Raw genomic sequence first — 21582 nt, 5'->3', positions numbered from 1 at the left:
CTCCCTTGTCGTGGTGGGCGCCGGCCTAGGTCGGGTAGGAACAATAATCACACCTGGTCGGACAAAAAGGTATATTGATATAAAGGCTAAAATCTTCTGGAGAAATGTTGAGCCTATCCTGGTTTTCCTTTACCTTTGCCAGAAGCATTAATTTTTCATCAGAAAGTTTATAAGTATTTTTAATTTCTTCTAAAGTTTTATTTTTCAAAAGCTTTGACGGTTTAGAACCAGTAAGAGTCCCCCAAGGTGACTTGTAGCCGGTTTTTTCTGTCAAATATTCATATAAAATAATTTTTAAATCTTGGTTGGTTTTAAAAGCAAAATCTTTGCCAGAAATATTCACCGACTCATCTTCGATTTTGATTTCTGCACCATTTTTATCATCAGAAAAATCTATATCTTCGTGATCTAGGAAAATATTTAAGATATCATAGGATATTTTTCTTTTATTTTGATCTTTAAGGTATATTTTCATTTTGCCCCCATTATTTTTCAAGCAAAAAAGGGCCTAAGCCCTCTTTTAATTTGCCTTTAGGAAATTTTCTGCCCAGGCCCTGTCAACAAGGTAGGACCTATCTTTTTTGATAGCTTCTCCGTAATTACTTAGGATTGTCTCGTAAAGCAGGTCGGAAAAGTCTAATTTTAGCCCCACATTTAGGACAGTTTCTAGGTAAAATTCCTTTTTGTCAGTAAAAATAAAGTCCTTAACCTGGTCTGATTTATAGGAAAAATCTTCGCTATTGATTAGGAAATATTTCATAAGTTCGATTACCCTATCATCCAAACCTGCTTCGAAAATAGCTATTTTTTCCCTCAAAGCTTTGTAATTATAGGTAAGCCTTAGGGTGTGCTTGATAAGTTCGTCTTTGCGAGCTGCCCCAATGAGTCCCAAACCTGTTGAAAAAGCAAGTCTTGCCTTTTTATCCACAAAGGCTGGGTCATTTACAACCATAAAAAGATTCGCCTCATCCGTATAGGCAAAACGATAATTTAAAATAAATTCATTCGCACATGACGGACAGGTTATATTTCCAAATTTCCCCGAAAGAATCTCATCTTTTTCTACTGTTGAAGAAAAAATCGCTGTTGGCAGACTCTGTTCAAATTTATGACCACACTTAGGACAAGTTATTTCAAATACTTTTTCTCTTTTTTCCATATCAAACCTTTCTCTTTCTTAAGCTTACCTTATATTTACCCAAAAATTATCCTAATCTTCGAATTTTACAGCCTTAAGTAGAGGAATAGCTAGGATTGTCGCTACAATTACAGAAATAACAGCATTTACCATTGATACAGAACCCTTTTGGATAACTTCTGCCATGGTTGCTTCCATAGTCAAACCTAAAACAAGTCTGTTTTTGATAAATGTCTTGCCTAAGTATAAAATTACATAGGTGATTTGACCTAAAGCGCCTGCTATAACTAGCTTTGGTGGGTTTACAACCTTATCTCTGTTTTTGTAAATTATACCTGCCACAAAAGCCATAGCGAACTTGGTGATGAAGGTAATTGGTGCACTTGTAAAATATACCGGATCAAATAAATCAAAAAGCGCAGAACCAACTCCAGCTGAGATACCACCGTAAACTGGCCCTAATAAAATACCACCAAGTAGGCAAAATACGTTTCCTAAGTGGAACCTTGTTTGACCAAGAGGGGTTACTATAGGGATTTGGAAAAATCTCGAAAATATGTACACAAGAGCTGCAAAAAGCGCCATATATACAAGTTTCTGTGTGCTTAATTTTTTCATACTAACTCCTTTTTTCATATTTGACATCAAGTCTTATAAATTATACCATAAAGGAGTAAATTGTGAAAATTTTATCCAAACTAATTTCCTTAAAAAAATCAAAAGAAATGCGAATTCGATTTTTAATTTTTTTACGCCTTAGCTTTGAAATCAAAAAAGAAGCTAGACTTCCTAGCTTCTAAAATCTATGAAAAAATATTTTCTATCTTAACCACTAACCTTGTCAACTTTTTGGTTAGTATCTATTGCTTTTAGCCTATTTTCCTTGATTTCCTTTTTCCTATTATATTCGTGAAGGATTAATGATATTGTAACTATGGCATAGGATATAAAGGTTCTTAAAAATTCTCCAACCATGGCATCTCCTGTCACTTCCTTTCCAGCAAGTGGCATGATTATAAACATCAAGTGGAAGAGGGCTGTACCTATAATTGCATTAACTATAGAGGCCTTTAGGATTGATGCTCCTCCTACAAGGAGGGCCGCAGCTGCATATAAGGCTGCTTGGTCAAGGCCTGCATAAGTTGCAAGGGTGCCGATATTTTGAAGATAGATTAACTGACCAAAGGCTGCAAGAACTGTTGAATAAACAATAGATTTTACCCTAATCTTATCAGCATTTAAGCCTGAGTTATTGGCTACATCTTGGTCAAGGCCAACAGCTCTCATGTTTTGGCCTAGCTTAGTCTTTTTAAAGTAGGTGATAAATACACATAAGATTCCTATTATAAAAATAGTTAAAACTGGCACATCAAATTTTATTTGATCATTGCCTAAAGGTATTTGAATCCTGTATTTCAAAGCATTATCAAGAGCACCTGCTGTTGTAAGTGTAATAGAGTTTTTAATTCCAACTCCTGAAGATAAGAGCATTGACTTATCCCTGATTGGAATAATAGTTCCTGTAAAAAACATGATTACAAGCATATAAACACCAAGCATAAAAAATGAAAGCATCATAGATGTAATCATTTCTCTACCCTTGGCCCTATTAAGGACATTGCCCGAAAATAAACCAAGGACTATAGCAATAGGAAAAGCAATCACAGCAGCCACTGCTATTCCCAGGAGGCCTGTAAAACCTAAATCTTGGGAGAAAATTAGACCTACCTGGGCAGCCATGGCGCCTAGTGGAATACCAAAGTTTATACCCATACCTGCAATGATTGGGATAATCAAGCTTAAAACTAGGAAGGTATTACGGACAAGTCTATTTGCAAGCTCGCTTGTAATAAATCCTAGCTGGGCCCCACTAAGGATGTAACCCACCAAACAAATTACCATAAACATTACAGGGACAAGGTGTCTGGTTGAAAATTTATTTTTAATCATTGTCAATCCTCCTTGTGAGAGCGTAAACTATCATTCCGTTTGTTATGATAAGTCTCATAACTTCTGAAACATCTATAGACAAAAGTCCATTGATAACTGTAGGGGTAAGGGTTATTACCCCTTGAAATAAAAGGGTACCTATGATTACATGGCTAATCTTTGCCTTATTCAAGGTCGCCCCACCTATTAAAATTGATGCAACAGTCTGAAAGGTAAAGGATGCTGGTGCTTGGTAAAGCTGGATAAAACCATAGGATTGCTGGTAGACAACTATACCCATAGCTGCGATTGCTGTTGAAAGAACAATAGCTTTAAGTCTTACCTTTTTAATATTAATACCACTCGCCTTAGCGTATTCGTAGTTAGATCCTACTACGGACATGGCGGTACCTGTTTTTGTCCTAAAAAGTCCCCAAACTAGGAAAGCCATGATAGCAAAAAACAAAAGCATCCCGATAGGAATCCTAACTCCAAAAAGGTCAAAGGCCAAAAAATCCGAAAGAAGTCCTACAGAATTTACTCCTCCTGTAGCACTTTCAACATTTTTCATCCAATAATCAGAAACAGGGATTTGCTGACGAAGGCCGCTTCCCCCATAAGATAGGACTGAAACTGGATTCTTGAAAGGTAAAAATACATAGGCTATACACATAAAGGCTGTGAATGAAAATCCAACATAAGTTGAAATCAACATCTCATCACCGATGATTTTGTTAAGTAAAAGTCCATAAACAAAACCAAAAACCACTCCAATTATAGCGCCGATAGCCATGGCAAGGAAGATGCCTCCAAAGCCTGTGATATTAAATTCTAGGGAAATAACTGCACCTAAAATTCCTGCTACTATACCGATTGGGATGCCGAAGTTAAGACCGCATCCTGCTTCAATCATTGGAATCAGAGATAAAACTAGGATAGCAAACATACCAAATCTTGCAATTACGTTTTCTAGTGAACTTTTTACGCTAATCCCTGCGGCAGGAGCTGCTATAAATAAGCTTAGCAAAAATAGGGCAATAATAAATCTTGCTATACCAACTTTCGCAACGAAGTCTTTAATTTTATTCATTTCCTAGCTCCTCTCCACTCATTAGCAAACCAAAATCCTCCGCACTAGCATCAGGATCAAGGACATCCACGATTTTGCCCTCGCAGACAACTCCTATCCTATCACAAACCGATTGGAGTTCCTCAAGTTCTGAAGAAATCATAATTATAGTTGTGCCATCTTCTCTGTTAGTTTTTTTAAGGGAATCCAAAACCAGCCTCTTGGCTCCTATATCAATTCCCCTAGTTGGTTCAGATACAAATAATAAATCAGGATCCATTGAAAAGGCCTTGGCTAAGCACACTTTTTGTTGGTTTCCACCAGAAAGCCTACCTACAAGTTCATGAGGTCCCTGGGTCTTTATGGCAAGGCTATCTATATATTTGTTGGCATTATCCAGGATTGCCTGGTCATCCCTAAATTTAAAAGCAAAAATTTTCTTTATGAACTTATCGAAAACTTCCATGGCGTTAAAGGCTATATTTAGAGCTATATCTTCGCCAAGCAAAAGTCCCACACCACACCTGTCTTCAGATACAAAGGCGATTTTTTTCTTCAAAATAGAACTTGTATCCGCTAATTTTAGCTCTTGACCATTAAAGAAGGCTCTTCCCTTTACAGGGTAGGTTCCAAGAATACCGTTGGCAATACCGAGTTTACCCTGGCCAGCAAGACCTGCTAGACCAAAGATTTCCCCACGTCTAACCTTAAAATTAGCATCGTAGACCATCTCACCTGGCATTTCTACATAAAGATTTTGGGCTTCAAAGATTATGTCTTCCTCGTTGATTTTTCTTTGGTCATCATCTACATAGGCTGTCCTATTTGACTTGCCCATCATCCAACCTGCAATTTGCTTAATGTTAAGGCCTGCTGCCGGCTTATCTTCAACTATTTGCCCATCTCTAAGGACTATTACCTTATCACAAAGGTCTAGGATTTCTCTTAGTCTATGAGAAATAAAAATAATAGCTATGCCCTTTTCAGAAAGTTTTTTTAGGGAAGAGATTAAAATATCCGCTTCACTTTCAGTTAAAACTGCTGTTGGCTCATCCATTATCAAAAGTTTAATATTTTCCCTTTTTATTTCTCTGGCAATTTCTATAAATTGCTTGTGACCAACAGGTAGTTCACTCACATATTCCTTTGGGTTTAAATCAACTCCTAGCTTATCTAAGGTATTCTCTGTATCTTTTATATTAGCCTTGGCATCTATTAGCTCATAGCCCTTGCCAAAGACAGCTGACATCGGTGTCTTTTTAGTATTTTCCATGTTCAAAGTTACATTTTCAGCAACAGTAAAACCTGGTATGAGGGAAAATTCCTGGTGGACCATGCCTATTCCCGCCTTTAAGGCGTCAATTGGGTTTTTGAAGCTTATTTTTTCCCCATTGAGGATTATCTCTCCTTCATATCCACCAGTATTTTTAATAAATTCCATACCAAAGATAATATTCATTAAGGTAGACTTGCCAGCCCCGTTTTCTCCAACAAGACCTACAACTTCACCCTCATCGATAGTAAAATTTACATTTTTTAATACATTGTTTTGACCAAAGCTCTTACTCAGGCCCCTAATTTCCATTAACATCTATAACTCACTTCTCTTTTACTTAGCAAAGCCTAAGCAGGGTCGAAACATTCCGCTGCTTAGGCTAAAATTTTATTCGAATTTACCTTCGGATTCTTTTTGCTTTTCAACCATATCATCAACGTCTACGTTGATCTTTCTGTACTTATAATCAACTTTTTCTTCTGTCATTCCTAGGTAGCCCTTACCAAATACATAAGTATCTTGGGCAACAAGAGCGTAGTTTGGAAGTTCCTTACCGTCTGCCATATTGATCATCTTTGAAACAACCCACTTAGCTCCCTTAGTTTCACCTTCAAAGGCCTTTTTAATATCATCAGGATTATTTATATCAGCCTTGCCATTTAAAACATCTATAACTAGGTCAACAGCAGCAACTGTACTGGTATATCCAAGTGAATATGCCCATGTACCCATTCTGTCTTTGCCACCTTTTTCGATTACAACTTGCTCTACTCTCTTTAAGATTGCTGGCCAATCGCCTGCTATATCATCAAGACCTATAGAGAAAGCTGATGGATAACCCATGATTGGGCTTGGAAGGTCTGGTTCAACAAAGATTGCTCCACCTGCAGCAACTCCTCTTAAAAGTGGTTCTGTAAGAGCATCGTTAGTTGTGAAGAATGCTGTATCTTTTCCATATTTTTCAATCCATGGACCGATATTTTCAGCTAGGTATTGTTGAGCACCTGGTGTACCAATATCTGTTGTAGGGTCTGGTGCATTTAAAGAAATGAATTCCATGCCCAGGTCCTTACAAGCTTCTTCCATGATAGCACGTCTAATAGCAAGAGTTTCGATTGCCATGTGCCTTGGGAAGGTAATATGAGCAAATTTCTTAGCTCCCATCTTTTGAGCTGCCTTAATCATCCTGTAGCCCCTAGAAATATTATCAGCATCCACAACTAGGTCGGACACATTTGAAGTCATTAAGATGTCTTCTTGTGGAGTTAGGTTTACAAGGATAATATCAGGTCTAGATTTTCTAATATCTGTGAAAGCTGCTGTTGTACCTGGTACTGATTGGTTTACAATAATTGCCTTCATCTTTGGATCGTCAGCCATAGCCTTAATCTTGGAAATTGTTGTTTCCATTTCAGTTTCAATTTTGTCTGGGTATGTATCGTGAACGATTATTCCTCCTTCAGAAGCCTTACCATATTTTTCCATAGCAGCTTGAGCACCACGGAACTCATCCTCACTTTGAGATACTGTAGAACTTACAATTCCTATATGGAAGTCTTCCCCTTCTTTAAGCTTTTCAAACTTAGCCTTGTTATTTACTGCTACTTCGCCAGCATCTTTGTTAGTCTTATCATTAGACTCAGTCGCCTCTTGCTTTGAATCATTTTTTTCAGCTTTATCGTCTACTTTCTGACATCCAACTAGGCCCATAAATACAAAAGCCAATAAAAATAGTGATGTCATTTTCTTCATCATCGGTTTCATTTATTACTCCTTTATCATATTATAGTGATAATTATATACTCACTTTATTACATTGTCAAATAGATTTAATAAATTCTTTCGCAAGTATTTTGTACAAGTCTTAGTATCTTAACATTGTTATCATTTTCCCAGGAATTAATTTTTTTTATTTTTTTATTATTTTCATGCAAAAACGAAAAATTAATTTCAATATAAGGCAATTCTCAAAAAAATTCTCAAATAAAAAACCAAGCTAAAATCCTTCTATAGGATCCTTAGCTTGGAATGACTTGTATATTTTTTAAAGAAATTAAGCTTCTAATATTTCTTTTAATTTGAAATCTATATAATTTACATAAAAAGCGACAAGAACACCTATCAAGGTGTCAATAACCCTGTTTAGGGCAAAGTTAAAGGGGACAAGGTCGCCAGCATGGTTAATTGTTACAGACAAAAACACAATGCCAGCTATGGAAACAGCGTCCTTTTTATTTATCATGGACATCACCCAGATAATCATAGTAACAAGGATGGCAATTACAAAGAGGCCCACAATATCTGGAATTTTTTTATTTGGAAAGGTCAAAAGATAAGTTAGGCCAATTGTGCCACCAAAAAGTGTTCCAATTATCCTGCCTAGGCCCTTGTGGAAGGTCTGGTGGACATTTTGTTGCATGCAGATAATGGCTGCAATCGCTGAATAAAAGGCGAGGCCTTCGCCTGGTCTGTAGTGGGAAATTATCATCGATATCAAAACTGCAAGACCTGTTTTTCTTATCCTTGGACCTGGGAATTTTATTTGCATAGGACAGCTCTTAAATAATCGTAAAAACTTTCTTCGTTGACCTTATTTACCAGGTAGGCTTTCGGTCTGGAATTTGTTTTCTCAAGAATTTTCTCCTCGAAATTCACCTTAAGGCCCGCTTCTTCAAAAATGAAGGCTTCTGGCCTTTGGGATAGGTAGAGAAGTAGAGCGCCTATTAGTGGCTCCCCGTCGTAGGATTTCAAAAGTTTTTCCATTTGTGGATGGTTTTTTATGATATTTGCCAAATCTTTTTCTTCTAAGACAAAGTTTTTGGCAAAGTTTTGGTCAATGACAAATAAATCGATGCCTGAAGATAAAACCAAATCTAGGTCTGTCAAGTCCTCCTTTGATAAGTCCTTTAAATCCGGGATTAGTAAGAAAATATGGTCAATGAAGTCAGTGAAGTCTTCAAATTCACGAATGGCCTTAGCTATATTGGAAAGATCTCCAGATGCGATTATATCTAGCCTTCCACAATCAGATGCCAAGTCATAAAGATTTTCATAGGCGTCGACTTCTTCGAGATAGTCGGCCACTGGTGTGAAAATTTCCTCATCGTGCTTTGATTTCTTATCATCAAAATTCTTTGCTACTGACAAAAATAAATATTCGCTATTTACAAGGCCTAAAATATTTGCTCCAGCAGATTCACTTGACATATAGGACTTGTTAGCAGATAATCCTACAAGTTCAAAGTCAAAGGAATCTAGAGCCATTTTTACAAAAAGTCCGTCAGCTGGACTGAAGTTTGTATCTATATAAATAAAGGGTTTTTGATATTCCATAATTCTTCCTTTCTAGTTACCTACTATACTAAAAAATCCAGCTTTTTAAAGCCGGATTTTTATACGTCCATAAAGCCCCTGGTGTATTTTTTTAGACAAGCTTTTATAACTACAAAAGTAATAAGCAAGACAAGTAGGATAGCTACTCCTGCCCCTAAAAATATATTGTCACTTGCTTCAGTTATTACATAAACTATAAAGCCTATAAGAGCCAAGAAAGCAAAGGAAGCAAGATAAATACCTGCTGCTTTTAATCCTCCACCCTTCTGAATGTCTTGAGGTTTTTTCCACTGGGTGTAGATCATAAAAGTCCCCAAGTAAAGGCTGATTATAGTTGCAAAGGCGCCTGAAAGACAAAGTCCTAAAAATATTAACAAAGCTCCTAAAATTGTCAATTTTAACAAGATGCCAAAGGCTATGGCAATAATAAAGTTAAACCCACAAACTACTGAGTAGGATGAAACAAACCTTGCTAGCATGTGGCTTTTTGGGTCTATTGGCAAGGTCTGGATTAGGTAAAAACTCCTTCCTTCCCTTGAAAGAGATGAATTGGCAAGACCGCCGTTAAGCCAAATAAAAATACCAACTCCGATGGAAATCAAAAAGGCTGTTAGCAAAAATTCTGGAGCCTTGGTATCAATCTGAGTTTCCCTAAAAATAACCGAAGACTGACTTAAACCTATAGCTACAATCATGATTGTAGATGTGATTGGTGCTGCCAAAAAAACTACATTTGAAAAAAGCGTCTTTAAATCCTTTTTTAAAATAGCCTTAAATTGGCTTCCCGCTTCGATTTTTATATCCTTGCTGACACTTACTTCTTTCTTAGAAGTGTCGAGGTGTTCGTCAAAAACAGCTTCGTAATAAAACTTATCGGCTAGTTTATAGGAAATAAAAGTCAAAACCAAACACAATCCTAAAAGTAATCCTGTAAAAATTAGCCTTTGGGTAAGTGTTCCTGCAATAGCTAGGCCGTATATTTTTGCATTAAAAAATATATTTGATACTGTACTCAAAATGTCTGTAATCTGACTAAGATTGACATTCATTCCCATCCCTGTCTGTCTTCCACCATTGAAGGAAAAATAGTAAATCCCACCCATAAAGGTGAACATGATTAAATAGCCAATTGTCTTAAAGAGCTTAGCGTGCCTATTGACATTGGTAAACTTTTTAATTACAAGTAAGAAAAGTGATAAAATCCCATAAGGGAGGTAAACCATTGGCAAATACAATATTAGCCCCATGACTAAAACCCAAGGATCAAAGCCCGCTTGTTTAAAATATATAACAAGACCAATTATTAAATATAAGAAAAAGTCTACAAAGCTTATAACTCCACCAAAGACCCTGCCTACAAAGAGTTCGCCCTCCCTAATCGGCATAGTCTGATAGTTGGCTATGGCCGACTTGGTGTAGAGGCTTGAGAAAATTTGTGGTAGGTAAAATAAGAATACCATGAGGGTCATGGATATGGCAAAGTTCACAAAGTACATATAGGCCATATCATTTGCCACATAAAGGTGGGCAGAAGCCATAAAAACTCCTGTAAAGACTGTTCCAAAAAATATATAGGTCCAGATTAGAATCAAAAGCCTGGCCAAAAATGATTTTGGCATACCAGGGACAGTTTTTCTTGGCATATAAGGGAAAAATGTTTCCTTAAGGCTGTATTTGGCGAGTGTTAGGATATTAGACTTATTCATCTGTAAGCTCCAAGAAAATTGATTCAAGGGTGCCGTCATTGTTGGCTATGTGTTTGATTTCATCAAGAGTGCCCATGGCAATAATTTTGCCCTTAGAAATAATTGCAATTCTATCGCAAAGTTCCTGGGCAACTTCCATAACGTGGGTAGAAAACATGACGCACTTGCCAGCCTTTGCCCTCTCCCTTAAAATTTGTTTGAGATTGTAGGCAGATTTGGCATCAAGGCCAACCATAGGCTCGTCAAGGATTAAAACTTGTGGGTCATGGATTAGAGCACCGATTATGGCAAGTCTTTGGGCCATACCATGAGAATAGGTTGAAATTTGGTCTTTCATAGCATCTCTGATATCAAAAAAGTTTAGGTAATAATCTAGCCTTTCCTTCCTAGTCTCAGTGTCAATCCCGTAGATATCTGCGATGAAATTTATATATTCATTTCCTGAATAATTTTCGAATAATTCCGGATTATCTGGCACATAGGAAAACTGGTTTTTATAAGTCATAGGGTCATCTTCTAGGCTAATCCCATTTATAAAAATTTCGCCCTTGGTCTTTGAATTTATACCGACGATGGACTTAATGGTAGTAGATTTTCCTGCCCCATTTGGGCCTAAAAACCCAAAAATCTCCCCATCCTTAGCCTCAAAAGAAATATCATCAACAGCCTTTTTTTGAACTGTATATTCCTTGGTAAAGTTTTTTACTTCAATCATATTTCACTTCCTTTTTTTATATTATTTTACAACCACAACTAATAAAATTCATTCCATAAATATTCATAAAAATATACTCTTAAACATTTTACCAGTCGGAGAATTTTTTGCATAAAAAAAGCGTCCGCAAAAGACGCTTATAAATTTATCCAATTGAATCTGAATAATCCTTTAACTTACCTAAGGCCTGGTTTTCAATTTGTCTTATTCTCTCACGAGATAAGTCGTAAATTGAACCTATTTGCTCTAGAGTCTTTGGTTTTTCGTTGTCTAGGCCGTACCTGTAAATAATTATTTGCTTTTCCCTGTCTGTTAGCTGGTCAAGAGCCTGCATTAGGAAATTTTCCATATCCTTTTCCAGGATTAGCATATCTACTGGGGTTGACTCGTCGCCTACCATGTCCATCAGCTCATCACCTGTGGAGTCTTCACTATCCAAGTTGATGTTTAGGGATGTGGAATTTACTTGGTTTCTGTTGATTAAGAATAAATCATCTGCTTGTTTTTTATTTATTCCTTCATTTTCTAGAATTCTGTAAATCTCTTCATCGCTTGCTTCTGGATTGGCCTTTAGAATTTGTTTTAATTTATTTAATTTTAAGTACTTACCTGCTGGTATCCTGATTGTATGTCCTTCTTTGTTGATGGCCTTTCTGATTGCCTTGTCTATCCACTTGTAGGCGTAGGTTGTAAATTTGTATCCTAGGGTAAGGTCAAATTTCTCTGCAGCCCTTATCATGCCTAACATGCCGGATTGGACTAGGTCTTCTAGGTCAAGGTCGTTGCCGTGGGACCTAAAGAAATATGAGGCACGGCTTCTTACAAGTCCTTGGTTCTTTTCAACAAGGGCTGAAAGAGCGTTTTGGTTGCCAAGTTGGAATTGCTCCACTATCTCTTCGTTGTTTAGGTCAGATAATTTCATCATGTCCTTGCGTCTGATAGGGGCTAGAGAAGTATTTACTCCTTTTTTGGCAGAACCGATTAGGTCGTCATCGTCATCATCGAAGTCTTCGTCGTCATCTTCAGAAATAATATCTAGAATTTCTTCTCTTTGATCATCTGTCATAGCTTCTACAATTTCAATGAGCTCTTCATCGCTCAAATCGCTTGTATCAAGATAATCTCTAAGCTTTTCTAAAGTTTCCTTATCTTTTAAATTTATTTTATCCATCTTATCACCCGTTTGAATTTATTTACCCACCTAGTCGTCTAGGTCTATTTTCAGCTCATCTAGCTTGGCTTTTAGGGCCTTGGAAATGGGATAGGCGTTGTAATTTTGGTTGAAATTTGCCTTCTTAGTTTTTTTAATCTTGGCCCTTAGGCTATCAAGGTCAGTCTTTAGTTCCAGAGCTGTCATCCTCACTGCTCCCTTTACAAGGGCCATGTTTTGGACTTGGCCATCATCTGTGACCACCTTTACATTATGCCTTCTGGCAATTCTAGCTAGTTCTGCCTCGATATAGGTATCTGCCGTTTGAAACCTCTTGGTAAAAACTATTTTCATCCCATATTTTTCGATATTTGTTTCCTTAAGCCTATCAAGGTTGTAGGCATCAAAAACAATCACCAATTTTTCTCCAGATAAAAAGCTATATTCAGCCAAGTCTTCGATTAAATCTTCCCTAGCTGTTTCTAGACTTTCTCTGGAAGCTTCCCTTAATTTCGGCCACTTGTTAATAACATTATAGCCGTCGACATAGGTTATATTTTCCTTAACTAAAGCCATTTTGTCTTAAAACCTCATACATAGCAATGGCTGAGGCTACTGATGCATTTAAGCTATTTACAAAACCCTTCATAGGTATATTTATAAGTATATCACAATTTTCCCTTACAAGTCTAGATAGACCCTTGCCTTCATTGCCAACTATCAAACAAACCTTGCCCTTAAGGTCTACTTGGTCAATTGGGGAAGAAGCCTCGCCAGCGAGTCCATAGACCCAAAAACCGGCTTCTTTAATTTCTTCAATAGCCCTGTTGGTATTTTTAACCATGATAATATTTATATTGTTGATAGCTCCAGCACTAGTTTTATAAACAATTGGGCTTACTGAGGCACTCCTTCTTTCAGGAATAATCACCCCGTCAAAGCCAAAGCTCTCTGCGCTCCTGATTATAGCACCGAGGTTGTGAGGGTCTTCGATTTGGTCAAGTATAATCAGCCTTTGGTATTTATCCAAATCTGATAAATCTTTGTACTGAAAAGATTCGACCTCTACCATCACACCCTGGTGGTTCAATTCTATTTTATCAAAAAATCTCTTATCTACAAAATTTATCTCAACATTTTCCCTTTGAAGCTTAGAAATAATTTCGTCGATAATCTTAGAATTTTGTTTGATTAGGTAGGCTTTATAGATTTTTACACCTGAATCAATGGCATCAATTACAGGTTTTCTGCCGTAAATCTTATCCATCAGCCTATCTCCCACTTGGTACCTTCTCTGGTATCCTTAAGGATGATGCCCATTTCCTTAAGATCATCCCTAATCTTATCAGCTGTAGCAAAATCTTTTGCTTTTTTAGCAGCATTTCTCTCTGCGATTTTTTCTTCTATAAAGGATTCATCTACTTGGGCTTCTTTCTTTTTGGCAAGAAGGCCTAAAACTTCATAGAGTCTAGCATAAGTTTCGAAAGTTTTTTCCACAAATTCTTTAGAAGATTCGCTAGCTAAGTTTGTATTTATGAATTTTGCCAAATCAAATAAAACTGTAATAGCATCTGCTGTGTTTAGGTCATCTTCCATTACACTTACAAATTCATTTTCCTTTTCACTTAAGATTTGCAATAATTCTTTTTCTCCACTTGAGATTTCCTTTTCGCTTGCCTTTGAAAGAAGGTCTTCTGCCTTAAAATAGGCGTTGTTAAGCCTATCTAAGGAAGCTTGGGCCTGGTCGATTATTTCCTTGGTGAAGTTGATTGGTTGCCTATAAGAAGTTGTTAATAGCCAGAACCTAATGGTCATCAGGTCGTATTCTTTTTTGATATCGTCAAGGGTAAAGAAGTTTCCAACCGACTTACTCATCTTTGACCCATTTACCTGAATCATCCCGTTATGCATCCAATAATTTGCAAATTTTACGTCATTTAGGGCTTCGGATTGGGCAATTTCATTTTCGTGGTGAGGAAATTCCAAATCTTCTCCACCAGCGTGGATGTCGATTGTATCTCCCAAAATTTTCTTATTCATGGCAGAACATTCTATATGCCAACCTGGTCTACCCTTACCCCATGGGCTATCCCAAGCGACTTCGCCCTCAAGTTTAGTTGCCTTCCACAAGGTGAAGTCTGCAGGATTTTTCTTCTTTCCAGCGTCCTTGTCATCTAATCTTTGGCTTGCCCCGTGAACTAGGTCGTCAAGATTTTTTCTTGATAATTTTCCATAGTCGGCTTTTTTGCTTACATCAAAGTAAACATCACCATCTGAAACGTATGCCATGCCCTTGTCAATTAGACCCTTGACGAAATTTATAATATCATCCATAACCTCGGTTGCCCTTGGGTGGATGGTGTCTTCTTCGTCTAGATTTAGGGCCTTGGCGTCAGTCATATATTGGGCAATGTAACGGTCTGTGACTTCCTTGGTTGTGCTGCCTTCTTGGATAGATTTTTTTATAATCTTATCGTCAACATCAGTGAAGTTTACAACATAGGTCACATCATAACCCCTGTAAGTCATAAAACGCCTAAAGGTGTCAAAGATTACCAAAGGCCTAGCGTTTCCTATGTGCATATAATCATAAACTGTAGGTCCACAGACGTACATCTTTATCTTGTTTTCTTCAATTGGTTTAAATACTTCCTTAGTTCTGCTAAGAGTATTGTAAATCTTCATTAAAAATTATTCCTTACGTATTCTAATCTATCCTTAACTAGGTCCTTGCCCATGATTAAAAAGGCATTTGATAGGTCTGGGCCGTGAACAGAACCTGTAACGGCTGCCCTTACTGGGAACCATAGGTTTTTGCCCTTGATACCTGTTTCCTTTTGGATAGTTTTCATAACTGATTTTGCAAAGTCAGCGTCAATTTCATCTACTTGGTCAAGTTGATTCAAAAATGCAGCAAATAAGGTCCTAGCTTCATCTGTTGAAATTGCTTCCTTAGCGTCATCATCATAGTCAACATCTTCACTCTTGATATAGTAATTTTTAGCAAGTTCTGGTGCATCAGAGAACTTGTCGATGGCTGATTGCCATGTTTCTGCAAGGAGAACTAACTTATCTTCTGGATAAGATTCGTCAATCAAACCTGCCTTAAGCATGTATGGTTTGATGTCTTTGGCGAGTTCTTCTGGACTTAATTCTCTTACATAGTGACCGTTAACCCAGTCAAGTTTTTTCTTATCAAAAACAGCGCCAGTTTTATTTACCCTGTCAAAATCAAATTGTTTTGCTAATTCTTCCATAGAGAAGATTTCTTCTTCGCTATCTGGTGACCATCCCAATAGAGAAAGGAAGTTAATAAGGCCTTCTGGTGTGTAGCCTTCTTCTATAAAGTCTTCTACCATGCCATCGCCGTTTCTCTTTGAATATTTTTTGTGGTCTTTATTTAAAACGGTAGGTAGGTGGATATATTCTGGAGCTTGCCAGCCAAAGGCTTCGTAAAGGTAAACGTGCTTTGGTGTTGATGAAATCCACTCATCTCCACGAACAACGTGGGTAATACCCATCAAATGGTCATCTACAACTACTGCAAAGTGGTAGGTAGGAAATCCATCTCTCTTTATAAGAACTTGGTCATCTTGGTCGTCAGTATTAAAGGTAATCTTGCCCTTAATCCTATCATTAAAGGAAATATCATAGTCTTTTGGAAGCTTAAGTCTAACTGTGTGCTCTTCACCATTTGCCACTCTTTGTTTAGCTTCTTCTAGTGGAATAGACCTGCAAAGGCCATCGTATTTTGGTGTAAGACCGTCAGCTCTCATTTGATCCCTAACTTGATCTACTCTTTCTTGGGAGCAGAAGCAATAATAAGCCTTGCCTTCTTCGATTAATTGGTCGATGTATTTGTCATAGATGCCTGCTTTTACCCTTTCTGATTGGATATATGGACCAAAATCACCTTTTTCTGTAACATGGCCATTTTCATCGAGCATAACACCTTCGTCAATTTCAACACCAGACCATTTTAAAGCCTTAAGTAAATTCTCCAAAGCTCCTTCTACAAACCTAGTCCTGTCAGTATCTTCTATTCTCAAAAGCATCTTGCCACCAGTGTGTCTTGCGTATAAGTAGTTAAATAGGGCTGTCCTAAGTCCACCTATATGCAAATATCCTGTTGGGGATGGTGCAAATCTTACTCTAACTTCGCTCATTAATAACTCCTTTTAGTTTTCTTTTCAAATTATTCTTTTAGATGAATAAGTAAATAAGGGAAGTAAAACTTCCCCACAACTTAACCTTAACTCATCTAATTATAACATCTATTACTACAAAAATCAACCATGTCAAGGTTGATTTTTATTTTTTTGATAATTTTTTGCCTTTTATTAAATTATTTTTTCTTCATCGTCAAAAACCGAAGTCCTAATAAAAATTTTTGCCCCTTGGGCTTTGATTTTATCGAAAATTCTCAAATCATCTTCATCCACAGCTACAAGCTCTGTAAGAGATTTTTTGCCGATTGCCAAATGAATTATGCCAACATTAACTTCTTTAATTTCAACACCAGCATCCAAAATTTCCTCTAAGTCAGAAGTATTTTCCACCAAGAGAAAATACTCCCCCTCATTTTTGTCTAGAAAATCCTTCACATCTGCCACTGTTACATAAGTCGACTCAATCTCATCTGGAATTGTGAGGTCCATCACCTCGACTCTGATGGGGTCTTTCGCTGTAAGGTCATTGGCAATTATTACTTTTTTTAGACCATAAGTCTGACACCAATCTTTTACAAGATCCCCATGGGCAAGTCTAGAATCAATTCTCGCTAAGCTTATTTTTCCCATCAGGCTCTCCTGATGACCATTTGGCTTGGCTCATCTATTATAAGGTCAGGATTAGCTTCTTCAAGAACACTCCTATCCCTAAAACCCCAAGAGACCCCAACAGTAAAGATTCCTGCGTTTTTTCCACACTTCATATCCACTTCGCTATCACCAAAATAAATAATATCAGAAAAATCTACCCCAAACTTTTCCTTAAGGATTATAATGCCTTCTGGAGATGGTTTTCTCTGGTAATCTTGTCTGTAGCCTAAAATATCATCAAAATACCCCTCTCCAAAAACAACAGGAATGATCTTCTTACAAGTTTCGTCAGGTTTGTTTGAAAAACAAACAAGGGGTTTTCCTGTTTTCTTAAGCTCATCAAGGGCCTCCTTCACCCCATCATAGGCCTTGGTAAGGTGGGCTGGATTATCATCATAAGCCTTATTATAGGAATCAAGGAAATTTTTCCTAAAATCTTTATCTTTGCTTGCTCCAACATAGTCTAGGATTTTTTCGCATAAGACAACAGGTCCATTGCCAACAAAGGATTCAATCCTATTTTTTTCACAAGCTGGCAAGGCGAATTTTTTTAAAGTTTCATTTATAAAATAAGAAATGGTGTCTATTGTGTATAACAAAGTACCGTCAATATCAAATATATACATCTCATCCTCGCTTTTTTTCTATTATTGTACTTTTCTTTAAAAAATTGTGTACGGTAAATATTTAAAGAAAGTTTTAACTTTTAGGGTATAAATATAAGTAAGAAAATATTTGCAAGAAAATATTGAATGATAAATATTTAAGAAGGAGTATATGAAAGAAATTAGAAACCTAACCATGCTTAGTGATTTTTACGAATTTACTATGGCCAATGGTTATTATGAAAACGGAATGAAAGACTCTGTCGCAGTTTTCGATGCCTTTTACAGGAAAAACCCAGATGAGGCTGGCTATGCGATTTTTGCAGGCCTTAACGATATAATTTCCTATATCAAAAACCTCCATTTCACCGATGAAGACATAGAATATTTTAGGGCCCAGGGTGGCTTTTCCGACGGTTTTTTGGAATATTTAAGAAATTTTAAGTTTACTGGTGATGTTTACGCCTTTCCAGAAGGATCGGTTATGTTTCCAGGCGAACCAATCGTCACAGTCAAAGCCCCAATCATAGAATGTTCTATAATCGAAACCTACTTGCTTTTGTCAATGAATTTTAATTCACTTATAGCAACCAAGACAAATAGGATTGTATCTTCTGCAGGCGACAGGTTGGTTATGGAATTTGGTGCTAGACGTGCCCAGGGAGCTGACGCTTCAATCACAGGTGCAAGAGCTGCTTATATAGGAGGCGCTCCTATCACATCCAATACCTATTCAGCCAAAAAATATGGTTTTAAGGCATCAGGCACCATGGCCCACTCTTGGATTCAAGCCTTTGACTCTGAGTACGAAGCCTTTAAAACCTACGCAAAAATGTATCCGAATAATTGCATACTTTTAATCGATACCTACGACACCTTGGAATCTGGTCTTGTAAATGCAATGAAAGTTTTTACTGAGGAACTCGTGCCAAAAGGACTTACAGGTGGAGTTAGGATTGACTCAGGAGATTTGGCCTACCTTTCAAAAGAAGTCAGAAAAAGACTTGACGAAAATGGTTTTAAGGACTTTAAAATTGTAGCATCCAATTCCCTAGATGAATTTAAAATCGAATCCCTCCTAGCCCAAGGAGCTAAAATCGACTCTTTTGGTATAGGTGAAAGGCTAATTACAGCCAAGTCTGACCCTGTTTTTGGTGGAGTCTATAAGCTTGTAGCAATCGAAAAAAACGGTGATCTTGAAGCAAAAATCAAGGTTTCTGAAAACGTAGAAAAAATTACAACACCAGGTTTTAAGAAGGTTTACAGGCTCTATGACGAGGAAACTGGCAAGGCCGAAGCTGATTATATAGCTCTTAGAGATGAAGAAGTTGACGATTCCGAACCACTTGTAATCTTTGACCCACTTTTCACTTGGAAGATGAAAAAGATGAAAAATTACAAGGCAAGACAAATGCAAGTTAAAATTTTTGAAAAAGGCGAACTTGTCTACCAAGAACCTTCCCTAGAAGAAATTGCTAATTACAGAAAAAAAGAAGTCGCAAGCCTTTGGGATGAGGTAAAAAGGTATGACGCACCCCACAATTATTACGTTGACCTTTCCCAAAAACTTTGGAATTTAAAACAGAAATTAATTATAGAAGCAAAATCAATATAGGATTAGAACCATCAGGCAAAATAAAAGTCTGGTGGTTTTTTATTAGACTTTAACTATTGTTATTTTCCAACAACCTACAAATTTATTGAAAATAAAAAAGACCCCTCTGGGGAAATATAAAAGAGAAGTAATAAATAATAAAAAAACTGAAAATAGGTGAATTCTAAAATTGAGATTTGATAAATGTTCATAATTATGTATCAACCTATATCCTCATATAAGGGTAAGGGTTGATACATTTTTATTTTAGGAGATAAGCAATAATTTTTAAAATGCGTCGCTTAGAAGATTTCTAAGATCATATTTTATAACAATAGAAGGATTTGTAGGGGTGCACATATCATTCATAGCTGCTTCAGCCATCTTGTCCAAAGAGCTTTCGTATTGATATTGATCTATTTTTCCAAGCCCTCTCAAATTTGTTGGTATGCCCATAGAAGATGCCAAAGATCTGATCTTATCAATTAGGTCAATGTAGGATGAAAGACCATAATTTTCTGCTAGTTTATTTAATTTCAATCTAGCATATTCAGAATTCTCAGCATTATATTTTAATACATAAGGCAATAATATAGCGTTTAGCCTTCCGTGAGATATATGAAAATTGCCACCTATAGTATGGGCGAGGGAATGACATATACCAAGCCCTGCATTATTAAAAGCCATACCTGCCATGGCACTTGCTTCAATCATATTTTTTCTAAGACTTACCCTGTCGCCGTCATCATATACCTTCTTTAGGCTTGAAAATACCAAATCTATGGCCTTTAAAGCCAAAACATCTGTAAAAGTGTTGGCGTTTTTAGAAATATAAGCCTCTAGACCATGGGTAAGTACATCCATGCCTGTATCTGCACTTATAAAATTAGGGACTGACCTTGTTAGGCTAGGTATTAAAAGCGCATAATCTGCAAGCATAAGATCATCTATTAAAACTTTTTTGTTATCAGCTTCTGTAATAACGGCAAAATTTGTAAGCTCAGAACCTGTTCCCGCTGTGGTTGGTATTACGATAAATACTAGCTTAGATCCATTAGACCTATAATAATCATAAATACTAGCCTTGGATGCATCGATACAAGATCCTCCACCTATAGCTATTACATAATCTGCCCTAAAATCCATAAGGTCTTTTTTGATTTCCCTAACAATCTCAATGCTTGGGTCTGGTTTTATCTTATCATAAATTCTTATTTGGCTTTTAGGATTTACTAGAGAAGTAAATTTATCTATCATCCTGCTTTTTACAACAAAGGGGTCACATACAAATAAAACCCTAGAGTTTGTCAAGTTTTTTAGGAAGTCTAAATTTTCTTCTCCTATTTGTACTTTCGTTTTTACTGAAAAGCTCATTTTTTTCCTTTCAACTTCATTCTAATATTGGAATTAATATCTCAGTGACAAATTTTCTCTCATCTGAAAAACTCCAATAATCTGTTACAAATCTTTCAATACAAGATTTATCCAACTTATAATTTTTTATTTTAGCCCATTCAATTAATTTTTCATAAGACTTTTTCATATTTTTATGGCATCCGTAATGGTAGATGCTTGCATAAAAACCTTGTTTTTGATGGAAGATTGTTTCTTCCTTATTTATAGGACTAACAGTTTTTTGTATGTAAGTAACCTCTAAAGGCTCTTCATTTTCCTCTGCCCCTAGCCTTTCTTCATAAGAATTAAAAAAATGCATAACTGGGCCAGTTATCTTGTTATTTTCGTCTTTTACAAAAGATGCAAAGTCTACATCAAGTATGGAGTTTTTATAGTTAAAATCAAATTCTTTTTCGTATTTAATATAATCTTGGCTCTCTAAATATTTTACAACTGGACAATCAACTTCAATCATCATGCAGGATTCTGCTTCAGCTGCTAGGTCATACCAATCTTTTATCATTGTTAGCCTGTCATTTAGATCTTCAATTTGTTTTTTTGTTTTATCTAAAACCTTGGTGAAGCTGTTTTTTATATCTTTATAATCCACATCTTCTTTCAATTCTTTGATTTCTTCTAATCTGAAATCCATATATTGAAGATATTTAATTATAGGTACAGTGGTGAAGGTATCCTCGCTATAGTACCTATAGCCATTATCTTTAACAATATCTGGGTGGATTAGCCCAAGCTCTTCATAGTATCTAAGAGCTCTAGTAGACACCTTTGTTTTCTTTGCAACCTCTCCTATAGAATAGAGCCTGTTAGTAGTTTTGCAACACTTATCCATAA

Annotated in this window: 21 protein-coding genes; 1 reads left to right on the top strand and 20 read right to left on the bottom strand. The window is 36.6% G+C overall.

All coding sequences use genetic code 11. The features are described 5' to 3' along the window. Positions 1-25: 25 nt before the first annotated feature. The 18 genes from RQ907_RS01065 to RQ907_RS00980 form a co-directional block, all read right to left on the bottom strand. Entirely contained in the window at positions 26-475 is a 450-nt protein-coding gene (locus RQ907_RS01065; protein WP_311491556.1) for a hypothetical protein, read from the bottom strand. Positions 476-520: 45 nt separating this feature from the next. Continuing rightward, positions 521-1159: a CpXC domain-containing protein gene (locus tag RQ907_RS01060; RefSeq protein WP_311491555.1), complete on the bottom strand. Its 639-nt coding sequence runs from the start codon at positions 1157-1159 to the stop codon at positions 521-523. Between the two features lie 51 nt (positions 1160-1210). After that, positions 1211-1756: an ECF transporter S component gene (locus tag RQ907_RS01055; protein WP_311491554.1), complete on the bottom strand. Its 546-nt coding sequence runs from the start codon at positions 1754-1756 to the stop codon at positions 1211-1213. A 207-nt stretch (positions 1757-1963) separates the two neighbouring features. Then, positions 1964-3088 carry an ABC transporter permease subunit gene (locus RQ907_RS01050; RefSeq protein WP_311491553.1) on the bottom strand — a complete coding sequence of 375 codons (1125 nt, stop codon included), beginning with the start codon at positions 3086-3088 and terminating at the stop codon, positions 1964-1966. Beyond that, positions 3081-4157 carry an ABC transporter permease subunit gene (locus RQ907_RS01045; RefSeq protein ID WP_311491552.1) on the bottom strand — a complete coding sequence of 359 codons (1077 nt, stop codon included), beginning with the start codon at positions 4155-4157 and terminating at the stop codon, positions 3081-3083. Before RQ907_RS01045 ends, RQ907_RS01050 begins: the two co-directional genes overlap by 8 nt. Continuing rightward, on the bottom strand, positions 4150-5727 hold the full coding sequence (locus tag RQ907_RS01040) for a sugar ABC transporter ATP-binding protein (RefSeq protein ID WP_311491551.1): 1578 nt from the start codon (positions 5725-5727) through the stop codon (positions 4150-4152). The genes RQ907_RS01045 and RQ907_RS01040 overlap by 8 nt, the downstream gene beginning before the upstream one ends. A gap of 72 nt (positions 5728-5799) precedes the next feature. Beyond that, complete coding sequence (locus tag RQ907_RS01035; protein ID WP_311491550.1) at positions 5800-7176, bottom strand: DUF3798 domain-containing protein; 1377 nt, start codon at positions 7174-7176, stop codon at positions 5800-5802. Positions 7177-7465: 289 nt separating this feature from the next. Then, the gene (locus tag RQ907_RS01030) at positions 7466-7960 is read right to left on the bottom strand and encodes an FUSC family protein (RefSeq protein ID WP_311491549.1); all 495 of its coding nucleotides are present in this window, start codon (positions 7958-7960) and stop codon (positions 7466-7468) included. After that, positions 7951-8745 (bottom strand): nucleoside hydrolase, encoded by a 795-nt coding sequence (locus RQ907_RS01025; protein WP_311491548.1) that lies wholly within the window; start codon positions 8743-8745, stop codon positions 7951-7953. Before RQ907_RS01025 ends, RQ907_RS01030 begins: the two co-directional genes overlap by 10 nt. 59 nt (positions 8746-8804) lie before the next feature. Further along, on the bottom strand, positions 8805-10451 hold the full coding sequence (locus tag RQ907_RS01020) for a hypothetical protein (protein ID WP_311491547.1): 1647 nt from the start codon (positions 10449-10451) through the stop codon (positions 8805-8807). After that, positions 10444-11166, bottom strand: coding sequence for an ABC transporter ATP-binding protein (locus RQ907_RS01015; protein WP_311491546.1), 723 nt, complete (start codon positions 11164-11166; stop codon positions 10444-10446). The genes RQ907_RS01020 and RQ907_RS01015 overlap by 8 nt, the downstream gene beginning before the upstream one ends. 145 nt (positions 11167-11311) lie before the next feature. Further along, entirely contained in the window at positions 11312-12337 is a 1026-nt protein-coding gene (locus RQ907_RS01010) for a sigma-70 family RNA polymerase sigma factor (protein ID WP_311491545.1), read from the bottom strand. 30 nt (positions 12338-12367) lie between these two features. Beyond that, the gene (locus tag RQ907_RS01005; RefSeq protein WP_311491544.1) at positions 12368-12892 is read right to left on the bottom strand and encodes an NYN domain-containing protein; all 525 of its coding nucleotides are present in this window, start codon (positions 12890-12892) and stop codon (positions 12368-12370) included. Beyond that, positions 12879-13583: a 23S rRNA (guanosine(2251)-2'-O)-methyltransferase RlmB gene (gene rlmB, locus RQ907_RS01000; RefSeq protein WP_311491543.1), complete on the bottom strand. Its 705-nt coding sequence runs from the start codon at positions 13581-13583 to the stop codon at positions 12879-12881. The genes RQ907_RS01005 and rlmB overlap by 14 nt, the downstream gene beginning before the upstream one ends. After that, positions 13583-15001, bottom strand: coding sequence for a cysteine--tRNA ligase (cysS, locus tag RQ907_RS00995; RefSeq protein WP_311491542.1), 1419 nt, complete (start codon positions 14999-15001; stop codon positions 13583-13585). Before cysS ends, rlmB begins: the two co-directional genes overlap by 1 nt. Continuing rightward, entirely contained in the window at positions 15001-16482 is a 1482-nt protein-coding gene (gltX, locus tag RQ907_RS00990; RefSeq protein WP_311491541.1) for a glutamate--tRNA ligase, read from the bottom strand. Before gltX ends, cysS begins: the two co-directional genes overlap by 1 nt. Positions 16483-16656: 174 nt before the next feature. Next, positions 16657-17115, bottom strand: a complete 459-nt coding sequence (locus RQ907_RS00985; RefSeq protein WP_311491540.1) for a PTS sugar transporter subunit IIB — start codon at positions 17113-17115, stop codon at positions 16657-16659. Beyond that, the gene (locus tag RQ907_RS00980) at positions 17115-17762 is read right to left on the bottom strand and encodes an HAD family hydrolase (protein WP_311491539.1); all 648 of its coding nucleotides are present in this window, start codon (positions 17760-17762) and stop codon (positions 17115-17117) included. The genes RQ907_RS00985 and RQ907_RS00980 overlap by 1 nt, the downstream gene beginning before the upstream one ends. A gap of 151 nt (positions 17763-17913) precedes the next feature. Between RQ907_RS00980 and RQ907_RS00975 the strand changes: the two genes are divergently transcribed. Next, positions 17914-19356: a nicotinate phosphoribosyltransferase gene (locus RQ907_RS00975; protein ID WP_311491538.1), complete on the top strand. Its 1443-nt coding sequence runs from the start codon at positions 17914-17916 to the stop codon at positions 19354-19356. Between the two features lie 267 nt (positions 19357-19623). Here the strand turns inward: RQ907_RS00975 and RQ907_RS00970 are convergent, their stop codons facing one another. Both RQ907_RS00970 and RQ907_RS00965 read right to left on the bottom strand, forming a co-directional pair. Further along, positions 19624-20709, bottom strand: coding sequence for a 1-propanol dehydrogenase PduQ (locus tag RQ907_RS00970; RefSeq protein ID WP_311491537.1), 1086 nt, complete (start codon positions 20707-20709; stop codon positions 19624-19626). Positions 20710-20725: 16 nt separating this feature from the next. Beyond that, a complete protein-coding gene (locus RQ907_RS00965; protein WP_311491536.1) occupies positions 20726-21580 on the bottom strand; it encodes a MerR family transcriptional regulator in 855 nt (284 codons plus the stop codon). Positions 21581-21582 lie beyond the last annotated feature (2 nt).

Source organism: uncultured Anaerococcus sp. (genome assembly GCF_963510575.1).
GTDB lineage: Bacteria > Bacillota > Clostridia > Tissierellales > Peptoniphilaceae > Anaerococcus.
Note: the sequence above shows the minus strand (reverse complement) of the source record. Positions and strands in the feature narration are given on the sequence as shown.